This window comes from Fundidesulfovibrio terrae, assembly GCF_022808915.1.
Taxonomy (GTDB): Bacteria; Desulfobacterota; Desulfovibrionia; order Desulfovibrionales; family Desulfovibrionaceae; genus Fundidesulfovibrio; species Fundidesulfovibrio terrae.
On the sequence record NZ_JAKZFS010000001.1, the window covers coordinates 943168 to 958791 of the forward strand.

Annotated in this window: 14 protein-coding genes and 1 tRNA gene; 10 read left to right on the forward strand and 5 right to left on the reverse strand. The window is 66.7% G+C overall.

Features of this window, described 5'->3' with window-relative positions; genetic code table 11:
• Nucleotides 1–187: 187 nt before the first annotated feature.
• The 4 genes from ML540_RS04300 (at nt 188) to ML540_RS04315 (ending at nt 6239) form a co-directional block, all read left to right on the forward strand.
• On the forward strand, nt 188–2626 hold the full coding sequence (locus tag ML540_RS04300; RefSeq protein ID WP_243358737.1) for a c-type heme family protein: 2439 nt from the start codon (nt 188–190) through the stop codon (nt 2624–2626).
• A complete protein-coding gene (locus ML540_RS04305; protein ID WP_243358738.1) occupies nt 2613–4010 on the forward strand; it encodes a sigma-54-dependent transcriptional regulator in 1398 nt (465 codons plus the stop codon). The genes ML540_RS04300 and ML540_RS04305 overlap by 14 nt, the downstream gene beginning before the upstream one ends.
• A 157-nt stretch (nt 4011–4167) precedes the next feature.
• Nucleotides 4168–5553: an esterase-like activity of phytase family protein gene (locus ML540_RS04310; RefSeq protein WP_243358740.1), complete on the forward strand. Its 1386-nt coding sequence runs from the start codon at nt 4168–4170 to the stop codon at nt 5551–5553.
• Between the two features lie 50 nt (nt 5554–5603).
• On the forward strand, nt 5604–6239 hold the full coding sequence (locus ML540_RS04315; protein ID WP_243358742.1) for a hypothetical protein: 636 nt from the start codon (nt 5604–5606) through the stop codon (nt 6237–6239).
• A gap of 237 nt (nt 6240–6476) precedes the next feature.
• Here ML540_RS04315 and rfbD read toward each other — a convergent pair whose 3' ends face one another.
• Together rfbD and rfbB are read right to left on the reverse strand one after the other, a co-directional pair.
• Entirely contained in the window at nt 6477–7349 is an 873-nt protein-coding gene (gene rfbD / locus ML540_RS04320; RefSeq protein WP_243358744.1) for a dTDP-4-dehydrorhamnose reductase, read from the reverse strand.
• Entirely contained in the window at nt 7346–8368 is a 1023-nt protein-coding gene (gene rfbB, locus ML540_RS04325) for a dTDP-glucose 4,6-dehydratase (RefSeq protein ID WP_243358745.1), read from the reverse strand. Before rfbB ends, rfbD begins: the two co-directional genes overlap by 4 nt.
• Before the next feature lie 133 nt (nt 8369–8501).
• On the opposite strand from rfbB, the gene ML540_RS04330 reads away from it, so the two are divergent.
• The 5 genes from ML540_RS04330 to ML540_RS04350 all read left to right on the forward strand — a co-directional run bounded on the left by ML540_RS04330 (nt 8502) and on the right by ML540_RS04350 (nt 12268).
• Nucleotides 8502–8577: transfer RNA gene (locus ML540_RS04330), tRNA-Val, on the forward strand.
• A 47-nt stretch (nt 8578–8624) separates the two neighbouring features.
• A complete protein-coding gene (locus tag ML540_RS04335) occupies nt 8625–9089 on the forward strand; it encodes a tRNA (cytidine(34)-2'-O)-methyltransferase (RefSeq protein WP_423747883.1) in 465 nt (154 codons plus the stop codon).
• Nucleotides 9090–9315: 226 nt separating this feature from the next.
• Complete coding sequence (locus tag ML540_RS04340) at nt 9316–10887, forward strand: methyl-accepting chemotaxis protein (protein WP_243358749.1); 1572 nt, start codon at nt 9316–9318, stop codon at nt 10885–10887.
• An 81-nt stretch (nt 10888–10968) separates the two neighbouring features.
• A complete protein-coding gene (locus tag ML540_RS04345; protein ID WP_243358751.1) occupies nt 10969–11979 on the forward strand; it encodes a CobD/CbiB family cobalamin biosynthesis protein in 1011 nt (336 codons plus the stop codon).
• Nucleotides 11980–12061: 82 nt separating this feature from the next.
• On the forward strand, nt 12062–12268 hold the full coding sequence (locus tag ML540_RS04350) for a cold-shock protein (RefSeq protein ID WP_243358756.1): 207 nt from the start codon (nt 12062–12064) through the stop codon (nt 12266–12268).
• 60 nt (nt 12269–12328) lie between these two features.
• Here the strand turns inward: ML540_RS04350 and ML540_RS04355 are convergent, their stop codons facing one another.
• Nucleotides 12329–13225, reverse strand: coding sequence for a LysR substrate-binding domain-containing protein (locus ML540_RS04355; protein WP_243358757.1), 897 nt, complete (start codon nt 13223–13225; stop codon nt 12329–12331).
• Nucleotides 13226–13340: 115 nt separating this feature from the next.
• On the opposite strand from ML540_RS04355, the gene ML540_RS04360 reads away from it, so the two are divergent.
• Nucleotides 13341–14114: a carboxymuconolactone decarboxylase family protein gene (locus ML540_RS04360; RefSeq protein WP_243358758.1), complete on the forward strand. Its 774-nt coding sequence runs from the start codon at nt 13341–13343 to the stop codon at nt 14112–14114.
• Nucleotides 14115–14252: 138 nt separating this feature from the next.
• Here ML540_RS04360 and proC read toward each other — a convergent pair whose 3' ends face one another.
• Entirely contained in the window at nt 14253–15053 is an 801-nt protein-coding gene (proC, locus tag ML540_RS04365) for a pyrroline-5-carboxylate reductase (protein ID WP_243358759.1), read from the reverse strand.
• A gap of 4 nt (nt 15054–15057) precedes the next feature.
• On the reverse strand, nt 15058–15474 hold the full coding sequence (ndk, locus tag ML540_RS04370; protein ID WP_243358760.1) for a nucleoside-diphosphate kinase: 417 nt from the start codon (nt 15472–15474) through the stop codon (nt 15058–15060).
• Between the last annotated feature and the right edge of the window lie 150 nt (nt 15475–15624).

The following is a 15624-nucleotide window of genomic DNA, read 5'->3' on the forward strand; positions in this document are numbered from 1 at the left end:
TCTGCGTCATTTTGTAACACGCTGATTTAATGGTCTATTTGAAAATAGGAGTGGACAGGACGACTTTCTTTTGCAAACTTGAGTTTGCAGGGTGCGTTTTCAAGGATGCACCTTGGAGGACTCACCCCCCTGTTCAGACAGGGCCGGCTCGCCCGGATGGGCTCCCAGGACGCAAGGATCGACATCCATGACCATATTCAAGCCGCGCAACCTCCAGACCAAGTTCATTCTGGGTCTGGCCGCCATGATGGCGGTGATCGGCGTGTTCTTCGTCTACCTGCTGCAACAGTACCTGCGCCAGACCCTCGAGCAGGAGGCCCGGGGCAAGGCCCAGGTGATCCTGCGCGGGGTGGAGTCTCTGCACGGCTACGTGCAGGACAACCTGCGCCCGGCCATCACCGGCATCCTCCTGGAGGATCAGGGCCTCCTGGAGGCCATGTCCTGCACGGCCCTGGCCCGGGCCGCCATGGGGCCCACCGGGCAGGAGGGCAATGAGGACTACCGCTTCCGGCGCGTGGCCATCGGCGCGCGCAGCCCGGACCTGGAGGCCGCCGGGCTCGAGCGCGACTTCATCACCCGGTTCAAGGCCGATCCGTCCCGGCAATGGGACGAGGCGTTCATCAAGGAGAGCGGGCAGGAATACCTGGTGATGGCCCGGCCCGTGCGCTACCAGAGCTTCTGCCTGCGCTGCCACGGCGACCCGGACCAGGCCCCGCGCGACCTGGTGCAGGCGTACGGGGCGGACCGGGGCTTCCACCGCAAGGAAGGGGAGCTGGCCGGAGCCCACGTGGTCAGGCTTCCCATGCAGGCCACCGCCGAGCGCATCCAGGGCGCAACGCTGGGATTCGTGCTCATGTTCAGCCTCGGGGCGCTGTTTCTCTTCGGGGCCATCTACTTCTTCTTCAACCGCCTGGTGGTGCACAACCTCCACCGGGCCCTGTCGGTGATGGGGCGGTACTTCCCCGAGGCGGCCAGCGAGGCGGCGGCCGCGTCCCGCCCGCATCCCCTGGACCGCTCCAGCGACGAGATCGAGCAGATGCTGGCCTCCATGGAACAGTTCGCCGAGAGCCTGCGCCAGGCCAGGGGGCAGCTGCAGTCCTACGCGGCCAACCTGGAGGGCATGGTGGCCGGGCGCACCCGCGAGCTCTCGCGCGAGGCCGAGGCGCGCCGGGCGGATGTGGCCCTGTTCGTGAATCTTCTCAACGGGCTCAACCACACCGCCGACCGCAAGGACATCCTGGACAGCTGCCTGGAACTGGTGGGCAAGCGCTTCGGCGCGAACCGGGTGACGTTCTGCTGCACCATGGCCGTGGGGGCCTCGTACTCGTGGCCGGACCAGCAGGCCGCGGCCCCCATGCCCAAAGCCTGGGAGCGCATGGCCGCGCGCGGCGAAACCCAGTTCAAGGACGGCTGCGCCTACATCCCGGTGCGAACTTCAGGGGCGGTCCACGGCCTGCTCACCCTGTGCTGGGAGCCCGGGAGCACGCCCGAGCCCATGCCCACGGGCGTGCTCATGGCCGTGGGGCAGCAGCTGGGCGTGGTCATGGAGAACATGGACGCCCTGGACAACCTCATCCGGCAAAACGACCTGCTCCACGCCGTGTTCGAGGGGATTAGCGACCCTGTGGCCCTCCTGGACGTAAGCGGCCAGGTGGTGCTGGCCAACGAATCCGCCAGGCAGCTGGCGGTGTCCGGGGTCGAGGGGGGCCAGGACGCCCAGAAGCTCCTGCGCGAGGCGCTGGGCATCGAGGCCGGGCGCCCCCTGCCGGCGGACGTGCTGGCCGGGCCCTCCGTGCGCGAGGTGAAGCTCCCCGGGGACAGGACGTTCCTGGTGTCGCTCTATCCCCTGCCGGAATACCAGGGCCGGGGCGGGCGCCTGGTGGCCTACGCCCGCGAGGTGACCGGGGAGCGGCGCATGCGCGATCTGGCCCTGCAGAACGAAAAACTGGTGGCCGTGGGACGCCTGGCCGCCGGGCTGGCCCACGAGATCAACAATCCCCTGGGGGTCATCCTGTTCTACGGCGAACTGCTCAAGGCCTCCTCCGGACTGGACGAGAGCCGCGAGGACGTGGAGGTCATCCTGCGCCACACCCGCCAGGCCCAGAAGGTGCTGCGCGACCTCCTGGACTTCGTGCGGCCCAAGAAAGGCGCGGACGAATCCTGCGACCTGGGCCTGGTGGCCCGGCGGACGGCAAGCGTGTTCCAGGCCCAGGCGTCGGCCGAGGGCGTGAACCTCACGGTGGACGCCCCCGAGGGCCTGCCCCCGGTCAAGGCCGACACCACGTCGCTGGAGCAGATTCTCTCCAACCTGCTCATAAACGCCTTGGACGCAGTAGCCCCTGGCGGCGGGACCATCAAGGTGACGGCCGGCCTGGAGGACGGGCAGGCCGTGCTGCGCGTGGCCGACGACGGCCCGGGCATCGCCCCGGAGAACCTGGGGCGCATCTTCGATCCCTTCTTCACCACCAAGGAGGTGGGCAAGGGAACCGGACTGGGACTGGCCGTGGTCTTCGGCCTTGTGAACGACATGGGAGGAAGCGTGGAAGCCCTGAGCGGACCCGGAGCCGAATTCATCATCAGACTGCCCCTGGCCGGGGCCCGGGAGGCCGACCGTGACGCGGCCTGAAACCATCCTTCTCGTCGACGACCAGCCCGACTTCGCCAAGGGTCTGGCCCGGCTCATCGGCTCGCGCCATCCCGGCCTCACGATCATCCAGGCCAACGACGGCGAGAGCGCCCTGTCGCTTCTGGAGGAGAAATCCCCGGGGCTGGTGTTCACGGACCTGCGCATGCCCGGCATGAACGGCCAGGAGCTTCTCGAGCGCGCCCGCGCCGTGAACCCCCAGCTCACCGTGGTGATGCTCTCGGCCCACGGCGACGTGGGCTCGGCCGTGGCCGCGCTCAAGGCCGGGGCCTACGACTTCATCACCAAGCCCGTGGAGCCCGAAGACCTGTTCCTGGCCCTGGACAAGGCCCTGGAGCGCATGCGCCTTCTCTCCGAGAACCGCCGCCTGCGGGAGTCCGTGGCCGAGGCCGAAACCTGGCGCGAACTCATCGGCGAGTCGGCCGGGGTGCTCCGGCTCAAGCAGACCATCTCGGCCGTGGCCGGGTCCAACTACACGGTGCTCATCCAGGGTGAATCCGGCACCGGCAAGGAGGTGGTGGCCCGGGCCATCCACCGCCTGAGCGGGCGAAACGACGGCCCAATGGTCTCGGTGAACTGCCCGGCCATCCCGGAGCAGCTGCTGGAGTCGGAACTCTTCGGCCACGTGAAGGGCGCCTTCACCGGCGCGGAACGGGCCAGCAAGGGGTTGTTCCTGGCGGCCGAGGGCGGCACGATCCACCTCGACGAAATCGGGGACATCCCCATGAACATCCAGACCAAGCTCCTGCGCGTGCTCCAGGAGAGCGAGGTGCGCGCCGTGGGCGGCAGCGACACCGTGAAGGTGGACGTGCGCATCATCGCCTCCACCAATCAGCACCTGGAAAACAAGATCAAGGACCGCACCTTCCGCGAGGACCTCTTCTACCGGCTGAACGTGCTCACCATCCACACTCCGGCCCTGCGCGAGCGCCGCGACGACGTGCCCCTTCTGGCGGTCCACTTCCTGCGCCGCACCTGCAAGGAGATGAACCTGCCCGAACGCGAGCTCACCCCGGACGCCCTGGGCTATCTGGCCGGGCGCGAATGGCCGGGCAACGTGCGCGAACTGCTCAACTTCATGCGCCGGCTGGTGGTCTTTTCCCCTGGCGAGGTCATCGACGCCCGCTCGGCCCGGCTGGTGGACAACGGCGCGGGCATGACCGAACCGCCCGCCTGCGTGCTGGGCAGCTACCAGGAGGCCAAGAACCAGGCCCTGGAAGCCTTCACCCGCACCTACGTGGACCAGCTGCTGGGACGCACCAAGGGCAACATTTCCGAGGCCGCCCGGGTGAGCGGGCTGGAGCGGGCGAGTTTACAGAAAATTCTGAAACGGTTAGGGATCGAGGCCCAGGATTTCAAGTCCTGACGGCGGGCGTGGGCGCGTTTCGCACGATCATCCATCCCTAGGCCGCGTGAAGGGATCGCCCCGGGCTTCCGGCCCCGGGCCGGCGGGAGCTTTTGCCCCCGCGTCTGTCGATGCGCCCCCCCGGCCAGCCTCCCCGGGGAGGCTTCAGGAGACCTCGATGGCATTTCGTTTCGTTCGCTGTCTGACCCTGGCCGTCCTGGCGCTGGCGGCGCAGTCCTTCCCGTCCCGTGCCCAGGCTCCCGACATACGCTCCCCCGAGGTGGTGGTCCCGGCCTCCATGAACATCCCCGCGCCCGAAGGGCTCAAGGCCCAGTTTCCCCAGGGGTTCACCCCTGGCCTGGGCTTCGGCCTGAACTGCGCCCAGGCCCAGCCCGACGGGGCCATGGTGCTGCACACGCTCACCGGGCGCGGCCCCACCTTGGCCGGACCCATGGTGGCCGTGCCCGGAGGGCTCGTCCCCTCGTCGGTGTTCGTGCTGCCCGGATTCGCCCCGGCCATCGCCACCATGCGCCTCTTTGGCAACAAGGCCGAGGTGGTGGGCATGCTGCCCCTCAAGGACGAGGACGGCACGCCGCTTACGGGGCTGCCTCCCGCCCCGGTGATAACCGGCGGGCAGGCCGAGGCCCCGCTCGACCTGGCGCTCAATCGGCTTGCGAACAACCCCCACGGCATCGACCCCCAGGGCGTGGCCTACGATTTCAAGCGCGGCGTGTTCTGGCTGGTCGACGGATACCGCCCGGCCCTGGCCCGGGTCTCCCCGCGCGACGGGCGCGTCTCCTCCATGCTGGTCCCGGGCGACGGCCTGGAGGACTACCTGGCCACCTGCCGCGCCGGATGGGGCTTCTCGGGCGTGAGCATAAGCCCCACCGGAAAGATCTACACCATCATGCGCGGCGTTCTGTCCGTTGGGGGCAAGCCCGCCATCTTCAGCCGCATCGTGGAGTTCGATCCCGACACCGAGCGTGTGCGCCAGCTTCCGTATCCCATCGACGAGGAGGCGTTCGCCGATCCGTCCCAGGTGTCCACGGGCGAGGTGGTGGCCGTCGCGGACAAGCGCCTGCTGGTGCTGGAGCAGGGGCCGGGCAAGGACGGCAGGCCGCGCAGCCTGATCTACGCCGTGGACCTCACCCAGACCAGCAACATCAACCGCGTCTTCAACGACGCGGGCCAGCCCATCGAGGTGCTCACGGACAGGGCCCAGTGGAGCAAGATGAAGCTCAACCTGGCCCGCAAAACCCTGGTGGTGGACCTGCACGCCGCCGGATTCAAGGACCGTTACGCCGAGAGCATGACCCTTCTCTCCGACGGGCTCACCCTGGCGGTGATGAGCGGCCACGGCTTCGGGCTGGAGGCCCAGATCGCGGGCTACGCCTCGGACGAATCGGGCAGGCCCGTGCTCGACGCCCCTCGTTACCAGCTGGGGCAGGGGGGCGTGCTGACCTACGCGGGCCAGCCCACCAAGGCGGTCATCAGCTTCAAGCCCAGCCGGGAGACCCCCAGGCTCTGGGTGGCCACCTTGCCCAAAAAGGTTTCCGATTACTAACGGCATTGCCCGGACCGGACAGCCCGGCCGGCACGGCGGAGTTTTGCGAGATGAAAAACGTTTCTCTGTCAGCGGTTTTTCTGGTGCTCCTCGCCGGATTACTTGGGGCCGGTTTCGCCCGCGCCGGGGAGGACCTCCCGGCCGGATTCGGGGGCCTGCGCCTTGGCGACCCTATTCCCGCCCGCATGGAGAAGGATTTCCGGGCGCTGTGCGCCGCCAACACGGCTCACCGGCCGACCGATCTCTCCAATGCGGTGAAAATCGTGGCCTATTCCCGCTCCGACAGGGAGTTTCGCGGCACGGCGTTTACCATGAAGGAGAGCGATTTCGACGACTTCACCATGCGTGAGTCCGACCTGGGCCGGATGTTCGGCAAGGATGTCTCGCAGGTGGCGTATTATTTCGAGAACGACCGGCTCTCCAGGGTGCGCATCCTGCTGACTGTGACGGACCAGTTCGAGAAGCAGGCCCTGGCCAAGGTGATTCGTGAGACGCACGGAAAGGCGAGCGTCGTCTGCGAGGACAACTCCTCGGGCCGGGCGCTCTATCTGTGGAGGAGGGGCGAGCAGGTGTTCTCAGCACGTTACGATGCGGACAACTTTCCGGTGAACATCTACTCCCTGGAGTACCTGTCGAACACGCCTTACTATCAGATCATGGCGCAGAATTGCGACGATCCGTTGTAGATAGAGTAAGAGAAGAGGGTGCCTCCGGCGGCCAAAGGGAGTTGACTCTGGCCATCCTGGCCCTCACTCTTCGGGCGCTGCTGCGCAACGCCCGACTCCGCTTCCTGCGGAATTGCCATCCCTTTGGAATCCCGCTTCGCTTCGCGCCGATCGATGTGAAGACGTTCGGGCATGAAAAAAGGCAGGAAGCGCGAAAAACCGCACTTCCTGCCTTGATTTGTTCAAGAGGGTGTGCGGCTACTCGGCTTCTTCCGCCGCCATTTCCGCGAACACGTATTCCCGCAGGGCCTTGAGCCAGGGGCGAGGGGAGATTCCGGTGGTCTTGGCGAACTTGGACGTATCAAGCACCGAGTACGCCGGGCGCACGGCCTTGAGCGGATATTCGGCGCTGGTGATGGGCAGCACCTTGCACTCGTAGCCGGCGGCCTGGACGGCCTCGCTGGCCAGTTCGCACCAGCTGGCCCGGCCTGCGTTGGCCAGGTGGAAGATTCCTTCGGCCTTGGCCTTCACCAGGGCCACGGCGTATTCGGCCAGGTCCAGGGTGTAGGAGGGCGAGCCGATCTGGTCGTGGACCACCTTGAGCTCGGAGCGCTGCCGGGCCAGGTTCAGGATGGTGCGCACGAAGTTCTTCTTCTGCGGTCCGAACAGCCAGGCCACGCGGGCGATGAGGAGCCTTGGCATCTTGAGGGCCAGGAGGGCCTTTTCGCCGTCGAGCTTGCTCTGGCCGTAGACGCTCATGGGGCCGGTAGGGTCGTCCTCGACGTAAGGGGTGTTCTTCTTACCGTCGAAGACGAAATCCGTGCTGAAGTGCAAGAGGCCGATGCCCCGGTCGGCGCAGAGGCGCCCCAGGGTGGCGGGCAGGGTCTTGTTCAGGCGCGCGGCTTCCTTGGGTTCGTCCTCGGCCAAGTCCACGGCGGTGTAGGCCACGGCGTTGACCAGCCAGTCGGGCCGGTACTCGTCCAGGAATTCGCCCATGCGGGCCGGGTCGCAGATGTCGAAGTCGGCCCGCCCCAGGGGCTCGGTCTCGAATCCGCCCGCCTCGAAGGACTGGGCCAGGGGAACCCCCAGGAGCCCGGTCCGCCCGCCCAGCACCGCCACGCGGCCGTTCACTGGCGTTCTCCGTACCATTTGTCCATGAAGGTGCGGTAGGAGCCGCTCTGCACCTGTTCCATCCAGGCGGCGTTGGCCTTGTACCATTCGAGGGTCTCGGCGATGCCGCGCTCGAAGGTGTATTCGGGTTCGAAGCCCAGTTCGCGCGCGGCCAGGGAGTAGTCCATGGCGTAGCGGCGGTCGTGGCCGGGGCGGTCCTTGACGTAATTGATGAGCGTCTCGGGCTGGCCCAGGGCCTTGAGGATGGTCTTGACCACCTCGATGTTGGGCTTTTCCGCGTTGCCGCCGAAATTGTAGGCATGGCCGGGCTGGCCCTTGAACAGGGTGAGTTCGACGCCGCGGCAGTGGTCGGTGACGAAGATCCAGTCGCGCACGTTCATGCCGTCGCCGTACACGGGCAGGGACTCGCCGCGCGCGGCCTTCATGATCATGAGCGGGATGAGCTTCTCCGGGAACTGGAAGGGCCCGTAGTTGTTGGAGCAGCGGGTGATGGTCACGGGGAAGCCGTAGGTCTCGAAGAAGGCGCGGCAGAGCATGTCGGCCGAGGCCTTGGACGCCGAGTAGGGGCTGTTGGGCGCAAGGGGCGTCTCTTCGGTGAACTTGCCGGTGGGGCCGAGCGTGCCGTAGACCTCGTCGGTGGAGACGTGCACGAACTTGGGGAGCCCCAGGCGGCGGGCGGTGTCCAGGAGGACCTGCGTGCCCAGCACGTTGGTGAGGATGAAGGGGTTGCAGTCCGCGATGGAGCGGTCCACATGGGATTCGGCGGCGAAGTTGACCACGGCGTCGATCTTGTGGTCGGTGATGATGTGGGCCACCAGTTCGGCGTTGGCGATGTCGCCGTGGACGAAGTGGTAGCGCTTGCCGCCGAACTCCTGCTCGATGGGGAGCAGGTTGAAGCGGTTTCCGGCGTAGGTCAGCTTGTCCAGGTTGACGATGACCATATCCGGATGCTTCCTAAGCATCATGTACACGAAGTTGGTGCCGATGAATCCGCACCCGCCGGTGACGAGAAGTCGCATGGATAGACCTTCTTGGAACGGGATATGGGGAGGCTTCCCCCGGGGGTCTTCCTGCCTCAAACCGGTTGCGGAAGCAAGAGCGTAAAAAAAGTGCTTGCCAAGCCCGGGGGATTTCCCTAATTAGCTCCTCCTCGGGCGGTTAACTCAGCGGTTAGAGTGCCATCTTCACACGGTGGAAGTCCTGGGTTCAAATCCCAGACCGCCCACCACCGGAACCCCGAAAGCCCCGCGACAGCGGGGCTTTTTCGTACCCATGATACAACTCGTCCTCAACGCTCCCGAGATTCCCCAGAACACCGGCTCCATCGCCAGGCTCTGCGCGGCCACCGACACTCCCCTGCACCTGGTGGAGCCCCTGGGCTTCAAGCTCACCGACCGCTACCTCAAGCGCGCGGGGCTCGACTACTGGCCCCACGTGAAGCTTTCGGTCTGGCCCGACTGGCAGGCGTTTCTGGAAGGGGCGGCCCCGGGCAGGCTGGTGTTCACCTCCTCGGGCAACCGGGGCATCATGGGCACGCCCTACCACCAGTTCGCCTACGGCGAGGGCGACGCCATCGTCTTCGGCTCCGAGAGCACCGGGCTGCCGGACGGACTCCTGGAGGGACAGCCTCATCTGGTGCGCATCCCCATCTGGGGGTGCGTGCGCTCGCTCAACATCGCCAACGCCGCTTCCGTCCTGCTCTACGAGGCCCTCCGCGCCACCGGCGCCCTGCCCGCCTGATCCCCTCGCAAGACCCCGCCCCTTCCGGGGATGAATGCCTGCCAGGGCAACCGGTGGGCATGGGCAACCGTCCGGTTCAACGAAACGACGTTTCGGGACAGAAAACTGCGGATCCGTTGTTTTCCCGTTTTCTCCCCTCGCCATCTTGTGTATTTTTATCCACAGTCGTCCGGCGAGAAAGCGTCCCGCTGGATGGAAAACCATATTTCAGAAGAGGGGTTCCTTCATGACTCCATCCCTGTCCGTCGTCTCCCGCGCGCTGGCGGCGTGCATCCTCATCACACTGGTCGTCCTGGCCGCCCACGCCCTGGCCGCACAGGTTTTCGGACTGTCCGGAACATGGTCCTACCTCCTGGGCGGGGCTGTCGGCGTCTCCACGGGCACGGGACTCGCAGCCCTCCTGTTCGGGCGGGTCTCCGGCGACCTTGACCGCCTGAACAATTCCGCATCCAGACTCGCCGGCGGCGATTTCAAGGCGGAGATTCCGTCCTGCTGTTCAGCGGGGCTCGATTCCCTGAGTGCTTCCCTTACGACCGTGGTCGGCCAGCTCAAGCTCACCCTGGGCAACTGGCGCGGGCTCACGGAAGCCATCCTCATCCCCTACGCCATCGTGGACCGCAAGGGACACCTCACCTTCACCAACCAGATGGCCCTGGACATGCTGGAGCGCGGCGGCACGCCCCAGGGCTGCGTGGGCATGTTCTTCTCCGAGTTCTTCTACGGCGACCGCTCCCGCAAGGCATTGATCGTGGACGTGATGGACCAGAACAAGGGGGTGGTTCGCGAGGTGGAGTTCAAGAACATCAAGGGCAACACCCGCTTCATCCAGGCGGCGCTCTCGCCCCTGCACGACCTGGACGGCAATGTCAGCGGCGGGCTGTGCATGTACCTCGACTACACCGAGATTCGCCGCAAGGAGGACCAGATCGTCAGCCAGGGCGAGCGCATGGTTTCGGCGGTACGCCAGATCGAGGAGATATCCGGCGGGCTCGCCCAGACCAGCCGGGCGCTCTCGACCCAGGTGGAGGGCGCCAGCCGGGGGGCACAGTTGCAGAACACGCGCACCGAGGAGACCTCTGCGGCCATGGGCCAGATGAACGAAACGGTGAGCGAGGTGGCCAAGAGCGCTTCGGCCGCCGCCGAGCGCGCCGGAGAAGCCCAGGCCAAGGCCCGGGAAGGCGCGGCGGTGGTTGAGAAGGCCGTCGAGGCAATTCGTCAGGTGGAGACGGTCACGGGGGTTCTCATGCACAGCATGGACGGTCTCTCGGGGCAGGCCGAGGCCATCGGGCGCATCATGGGAGTCATCTCCGACATCGCGGACCAGACCAACCTGCTGGCCCTCAACGCGGCCATCGAGGCGGCCCGGGCGGGCGACGCGGGACGGGGGTTCGCCGTGGTGGCCGACGAGGTGCGCAAGCTCGCCGAGAAGACCATGACCGCCACCAAGGAAGTGGGTCAGACCGTGGGCGAGATCCAGAACGGCGTGCGCGCGAGCATCGACGGAGCGGACCAGGCTTCCCAGGCGGTGGGCAGGGCCACCGAACTGGCCGGTGAGTCCGGGCGGGCCCTCGCACGGATAGTGGAGCTGGTGGTGGACACTTCCGACCAGGTCCGCGCCATCGCGGCGGCGGCCGAGGAACAGTCCTCCGCGAGCGACGAGATATCCAAGGCGGTCGAGGACGTGCGCCGGGTGTCCGAGGAGACAGCCCGGGACATGGGCAGCGCCGCCCAGAGCGTGGACGCCCTCTCCCGGCTGGCCGACCAGCTCGACGGCACGGTGCACTCGCTCTCGGTGTAACGCAAATCCTGCCAGATCATCCCCCGCCGCGCGGGCGCAGCTTGACTGCCCCCGCGCGGCGAGGGCATCCTCCGCGCCCGTATGGACTCCACTCTTTTTCTCCCGGCGGCGGCCTTCGCCCTGGACATGGCCCTGGGCGATCCGCACCACTGGCCGCATCCTGTGCGCCTCATCGGCCGGGCGCTCGAGCGCCTGGAACGCCTCGTGCAACCCTCGCCCCCGGATCGGGACAAGGGCGTCCCGGGTTCCCCGGATGCTCCTGGGCGGAAGTCCGGCGCGACACCTGCCGCCAAGCGCGTCTTCGGCGCCCTGGTTGCGGCGCTCCTGGGACTCGGCGTTTACGCCCTGGTGGCCTGGCTTGGGCGCATTTCCTCCGTGGGCTGGATATTCTCACTGTATCTCGCTTACGCAGGCCTGGCCCTGGGGCAGCTGACGCGCGAAACCCGCGCCGTGGCCGCGCTCATCGGGTCCGGTCGTCTGGATGAGGCAAGGGCCGCGCTGGCTTTCCTGGTCAGCCGCGACACTTCGGTCCTGGACGAAGCGGGGCTGTGGCGCACCCTGGCCGAGACGGCCAGCGAGAATTTCTGCGACGCCTTCGTTGCGCCCATGTTCTTTCTCTGCCTGGGCGGACCGCCTCTCTTGTGGCTCTATAAAACCGTCAGCACCATGGATTCCATGTGGGGGTACAAGACGCCGCGCTTCGCCGACCTGGGCTGGGCCGGGGCGCGCGCCGACGACGTGCTGGCGTATATCCCGGCCCGGTTGTCCGCGTGTCTGCTGATCGCGGCGGGATTCCTCATGGGGCTGCCCGCCGGGAAGGCCTGGGCCTCATTCAGACCCGACGCCCGGAAAATGGCCAGTCCCAACGCGGGCTGGCCCATGGCCGCGGCCGCCTGGCTGTGCGGCGCCTCCATGGGCGGGACGGCGGTCTACTTCGGACGGACTGTTGAAAAGCCGAAGCTTGGCCCTCAATATGTCTCGTGGGACATATTGCTATTCAGAACTCTTACGCGGCTTATCTTTATCTCCGGTTTTGGTATGGTTTTACTGTCTGAATTACTGTTAGTGGCCCTCTGTACCGTCTTTTCGTGAAACCCTACCCGCTTGCGCTTGACGTTTTTCTTGAGAACCCTGAAGTGTAAGGTCAGAAGAATCACCAAGGAGGGCGTGGGTCATGTCACTGGAAGGTACTGTCAAATGGTTCAGTGATAAGAAGGGCTACGGGTTCATCACCCGTGATGGCGAAGAAGACATCTTCGTTCACTATTCATCCATTCAAGGCGAGGGTTTCCGTACGCTTCGCGAAGGCGAGAAGGTCGTCTTCGAGGTCGTCACCGGCGAGCGTGGCATGAAGGCCACCAACGTCGTGAAATCCGCCTAACACCCGAACCGTTCATCGGATCGAAGCCCCACTGGACGCCTGTCCGGTGGGGCTCTCTCTTTACCGCCGCGCTTCCGGCGGGCTGTTCCCAGCGGCAATGGCCGCCAGGAGCGCGGCCGCCGGGTGCGCCGCGAGGGGGAGCACCGCCGCCAGTTCCACCACCGGCAGCCCGCCCGTCGTCGCAACGAAGCGCACCCCCTGCCGTTGCCAGGCCGCTGCCGACTCCGGCACCAGCGCGACGCCCAGGCCCGCCGCCGTAAGCGACAGCGCCGTGTGCTTGGAGACCGCCTCCTGCACGATGCGCGGGCTCGCCCCGGCACCGGCCAAGGCCGCGATCATGGCGTCGTGGAGCCGGGGCTGCAAGGCGCGCGGAAACAGGATGAGCTCCACCCCGTCCAGGCGCGCCAGGGGAACGCGCCTGCGCCGCGCCAGGGCGTGGTCCTCGGGAACGGCCAGCACGTATCGTTCCCGACGCACGAGGATGGTTTCAAGCCCGTCGAAATCAAGCCAGCCGTGCCGCACGAAGCCGCAGTGGATCGTCCCGGCCCGGACGGCGGCCAACTGGGCGCTGCTGGCCATCTCTCTGAGAGCGAGCTCCACGCCCGGTCGCTGCCGCCGGAACTCGCGCACGGCCCTAGCCAGGAAGCCGTCCATGGCCGGATTCACGAAGCCCACCGCAAGCGTCCCGCTCTCTCCTGCCTGGGCGCGCCGGGCTGCCTCGGCGGCTCGCCGGGCGCCCTCGAGAACCTTGCGGGCCTCGGGAAGAAACGCCAAGCCGCCGGGAGTCAGGCTCACGGAGCGCGTGCCGCGCTCGAAGAGGCGCACGCCAAGCTCGTCCTCAAGGGCGCGTATCTGCTGGCTCAAAGGCGGTTGGGACATGTTCAGGCGCATGGCAGCGCGGCCGAAGTGCAGTTCTTCGGCCACGGCGACGAAGCATTCGAAGCGTTTGAGGTTCATGACGATATGATATATGTATTAATGATGCCATAAAAGAGTATTTTTCATATCGTCACGGCCGGGCGTAAGGTTCCCGCATGGCCGAGGCCGGACGGCCCGGCAGGAGGAAATAAACATGGATACCGACGTGTTCGAAAGAGGCTGGAAGCTGCTGGACTCCATGGCCCCGGGCCAGCCCGCCGCCCTGAACGAGGCGCTCGCCGGGCTTGCGCCGGACGTGGCCCAGTACGTCATCGCCTTCGGCTACGGCGAGGTGCTCTCCCGGCCGGGGCTGGACCTGAAGTCGCGCCAGACCGCCACCGTGGCCGCCCTGGCATCCATGGGCACGGCCCCGGAGCAGCTGGGCTTCCACATCGGGGCGGCCCTCAACGTGGGCGTTACGCCCCGTGAGATCGTGGAGGTGCTCTCTCTGGTGGCCGTGTTCGCGGGCTTTCCGGCCGCGCTGAACGCCCTGGGCGCAGCCCGGAAGGTCTTCGACGGCCGCGGGATCACCCTGGAGCCCGTGAAGGCGTATCCCGAGGGCCAGGACCGGCGCGAACGCGGCCTTGCCGCGCTGGAGTCAACCAGCCGGGGAGCGGGAAGGGCGGTGCTGGAGTCGCTTGCGGACATCGCGCCGGACATGGCCGGGTTCATCCTGGATTTCAGCTACGGCGACGTGATCGCCAGGGACATCCTGACGCCGAAGGCCAAGGAGATCGTGATGATCGCTTCGGCGACCGCGCGGGGGACCATGCGCCCGCAGCTCAAGGTGCATGTGGCCGCCGGTCTCCAGGTGGGGCTGACGCGGGAAGAGATCGTGGAGATTCTCATTCAGATGGCCGTGTACGCGGGTTTTCCGGCCGCGCTGAACGGACTCTTCGCCGCGCGCGAGGTGTTCGAGGAGCGCTGAGCGCACATTCGGGGGCGAAGCGGGTACGGACTTGCAGGCGCGGCAAGCCGGTGGCCTGGCTGGCGATTGCGACGGGCAGGAAAAGAAAAAGGGGCCGGTCCCCGCGGACCGGCCCCCGTGCGTTTGTATCCGGCGGGTTCAGTTGCCCAGTTCCTCGCTGCGCTTCTTGGCGGCGAGCACCGCGTCGATGATCGATGCCCGCACGGCCTGGCGGTCCATGTGGGTCAGGGCGGCGATGGTGGTCCCGGCGGGGGAGGTCACCATTTCGCGCAGCAGGCTCACGTGGGTCAGGCTCTGCTTGGCCAGGGCGAGAGACCCCTCGAAGAGGTCCTCCACGATCTTGGTGGCCTGGGGCCTGGGGAGCCCGGCGTGCACGGCGGCCTCGATCACGGCTTCCATGAAGTAGAAGACGTAGGCCGGGCCGCTGCCCGCCACGGCGGTGAAGGCGTCGAAACCCTTTTCCTCGAGCACGTGGACGCTGCCGATGCTCGAGAAGATGTCCTGGACCATGCCCTTCTGCTCCTGGCTCAGGTGCGGGTCGTCCAGGCACACGGCCGAGACGCCCTTGGCCACCAGGGCCGGGGTGTTGGGCATGACCCGGACCACCGGGCAGACGTGGCCGGTCCATTCGGCCAGCTGGGCCTGCGAGACCCCGGCCGCGATGGATATCAGGCACTTGCCCGGCGCGAGCGCCGGATGGACATCGGCGAGCACCGCCTTCATCTGCTGGGGCTTGACGCACATGACCACGTAGTCGGCCATGGCCACGGCCTCGTGGATGGACGAAACGGCCGTGAGCGAGCACTCAACGCACAAGACGTTGAGCTTGTCGCGGTCCAGGTCGAATCCGGCCAGTTTCACGCCGTCCATGCGGGCGAGCCCTTTGATCAGGGCCGCGCCCATGTTGCCCGTGCCGATGAAGGAGATGGTCGCGCCCATGGTGTTATCCTACCAGTTCGGTGGCGTTGAAGAAGTAGGAGATCTCGAAGGCGGCGGTTTCGGGGGCGTCGGAACCGTGCACGGAGTTCTCCTGCTTGGAGACGGCGTACACCTTGCGGATGGTGCCGTCGGCGGCCTGGGCGGGGTCGGTGGCGCCCATGAGCTCGCGGTAGCGCTTGATGGCGTTGTCGCCGGCAAGCACGATGGCCACGATGGGGCCGGAGGCCATGTATTCGGTCAGCTCGCCGAAGAAGGGGCGTTCCTTGTGGACGTGGTAGAAGCCTTCGGCAAGGCGCTGGTCAAGCTTGAGCATCTTCATGGCCACGGGCGTGAGGCCCGCCTTCTCGATCATGAAGAGGATGCCGCCGACAAGGTTGCGTTTCACGGCATCGGGCTTGATAAGGCAGAGGGTGAGTTCCATCGGGGACCTTCCTAGGTTGGAGGTTCGTTAGTCCAAACGCTCCTGGCTCGGAAGCTCCCCGCGCCCATCGCGGGAGGCTTTCCCGGTTCCCCACCGGCACCGGTTGAAGCGCGCACAAGGGGCACACCCCATGCCCAAAGGCGCGCGGAC

What these genes read in the sequence shown, in the direction of transcription:
- ML540_RS04300 (WP_243358737.1), top strand. Translation starts at nt 188, where the DNA reads ATGACCATATTCAAGCCGCGCAACCTCCAGACCAAGTTCATTCTGGGT.
- ML540_RS04310 (WP_243358740.1), top strand. Translation starts at nt 4,168, where the DNA reads ATGGCATTTCGTTTCGTTCGCTGTCTGACCCTGGCCGTCCTGGCGCTG.
- ML540_RS04315 (WP_243358742.1), top strand. Translation starts at nt 5,604, where the DNA reads ATGAAAAACGTTTCTCTGTCAGCGGTTTTTCTGGTGCTCCTCGCCGGA.
- rfbB (WP_243358745.1), bottom strand. Translation starts at nt 8,368, where the DNA reads ATGCGACTTCTCGTCACCGGCGGGTGCGGATTCATCGGCACCAACTTC.
- ML540_RS04340 (WP_243358749.1), top strand. Translation starts at nt 9,316, where the DNA reads ATGACTCCATCCCTGTCCGTCGTCTCCCGCGCGCTGGCGGCGTGCATC.
- ML540_RS04345 (WP_243358751.1), top strand. Translation starts at nt 10,969, where the DNA reads ATGGACTCCACTCTTTTTCTCCCGGCGGCGGCCTTCGCCCTGGACATG.
- ML540_RS04350 (WP_243358756.1), top strand. Translation starts at nt 12,062, where the DNA reads ATGTCACTGGAAGGTACTGTCAAATGGTTCAGTGATAAGAAGGGCTAC.
- ML540_RS04355 (WP_243358757.1), bottom strand. Translation starts at nt 13,225, where the DNA reads ATGAACCTCAAACGCTTCGAATGCTTCGTCGCCGTGGCCGAAGAACTG.
- ML540_RS04360 (WP_243358758.1), top strand. Translation starts at nt 13,341, where the DNA reads ATGGATACCGACGTGTTCGAAAGAGGCTGGAAGCTGCTGGACTCCATG.
- proC (WP_243358759.1), bottom strand. Translation starts at nt 15,053, where the DNA reads ATGGGCGCGACCATCTCCTTCATCGGCACGGGCAACATGGGCGCGGCC.
- ndk (WP_243358760.1), bottom strand. Translation starts at nt 15,474, where the DNA reads ATGGAACTCACCCTCTGCCTTATCAAGCCCGATGCCGTGAAACGCAAC.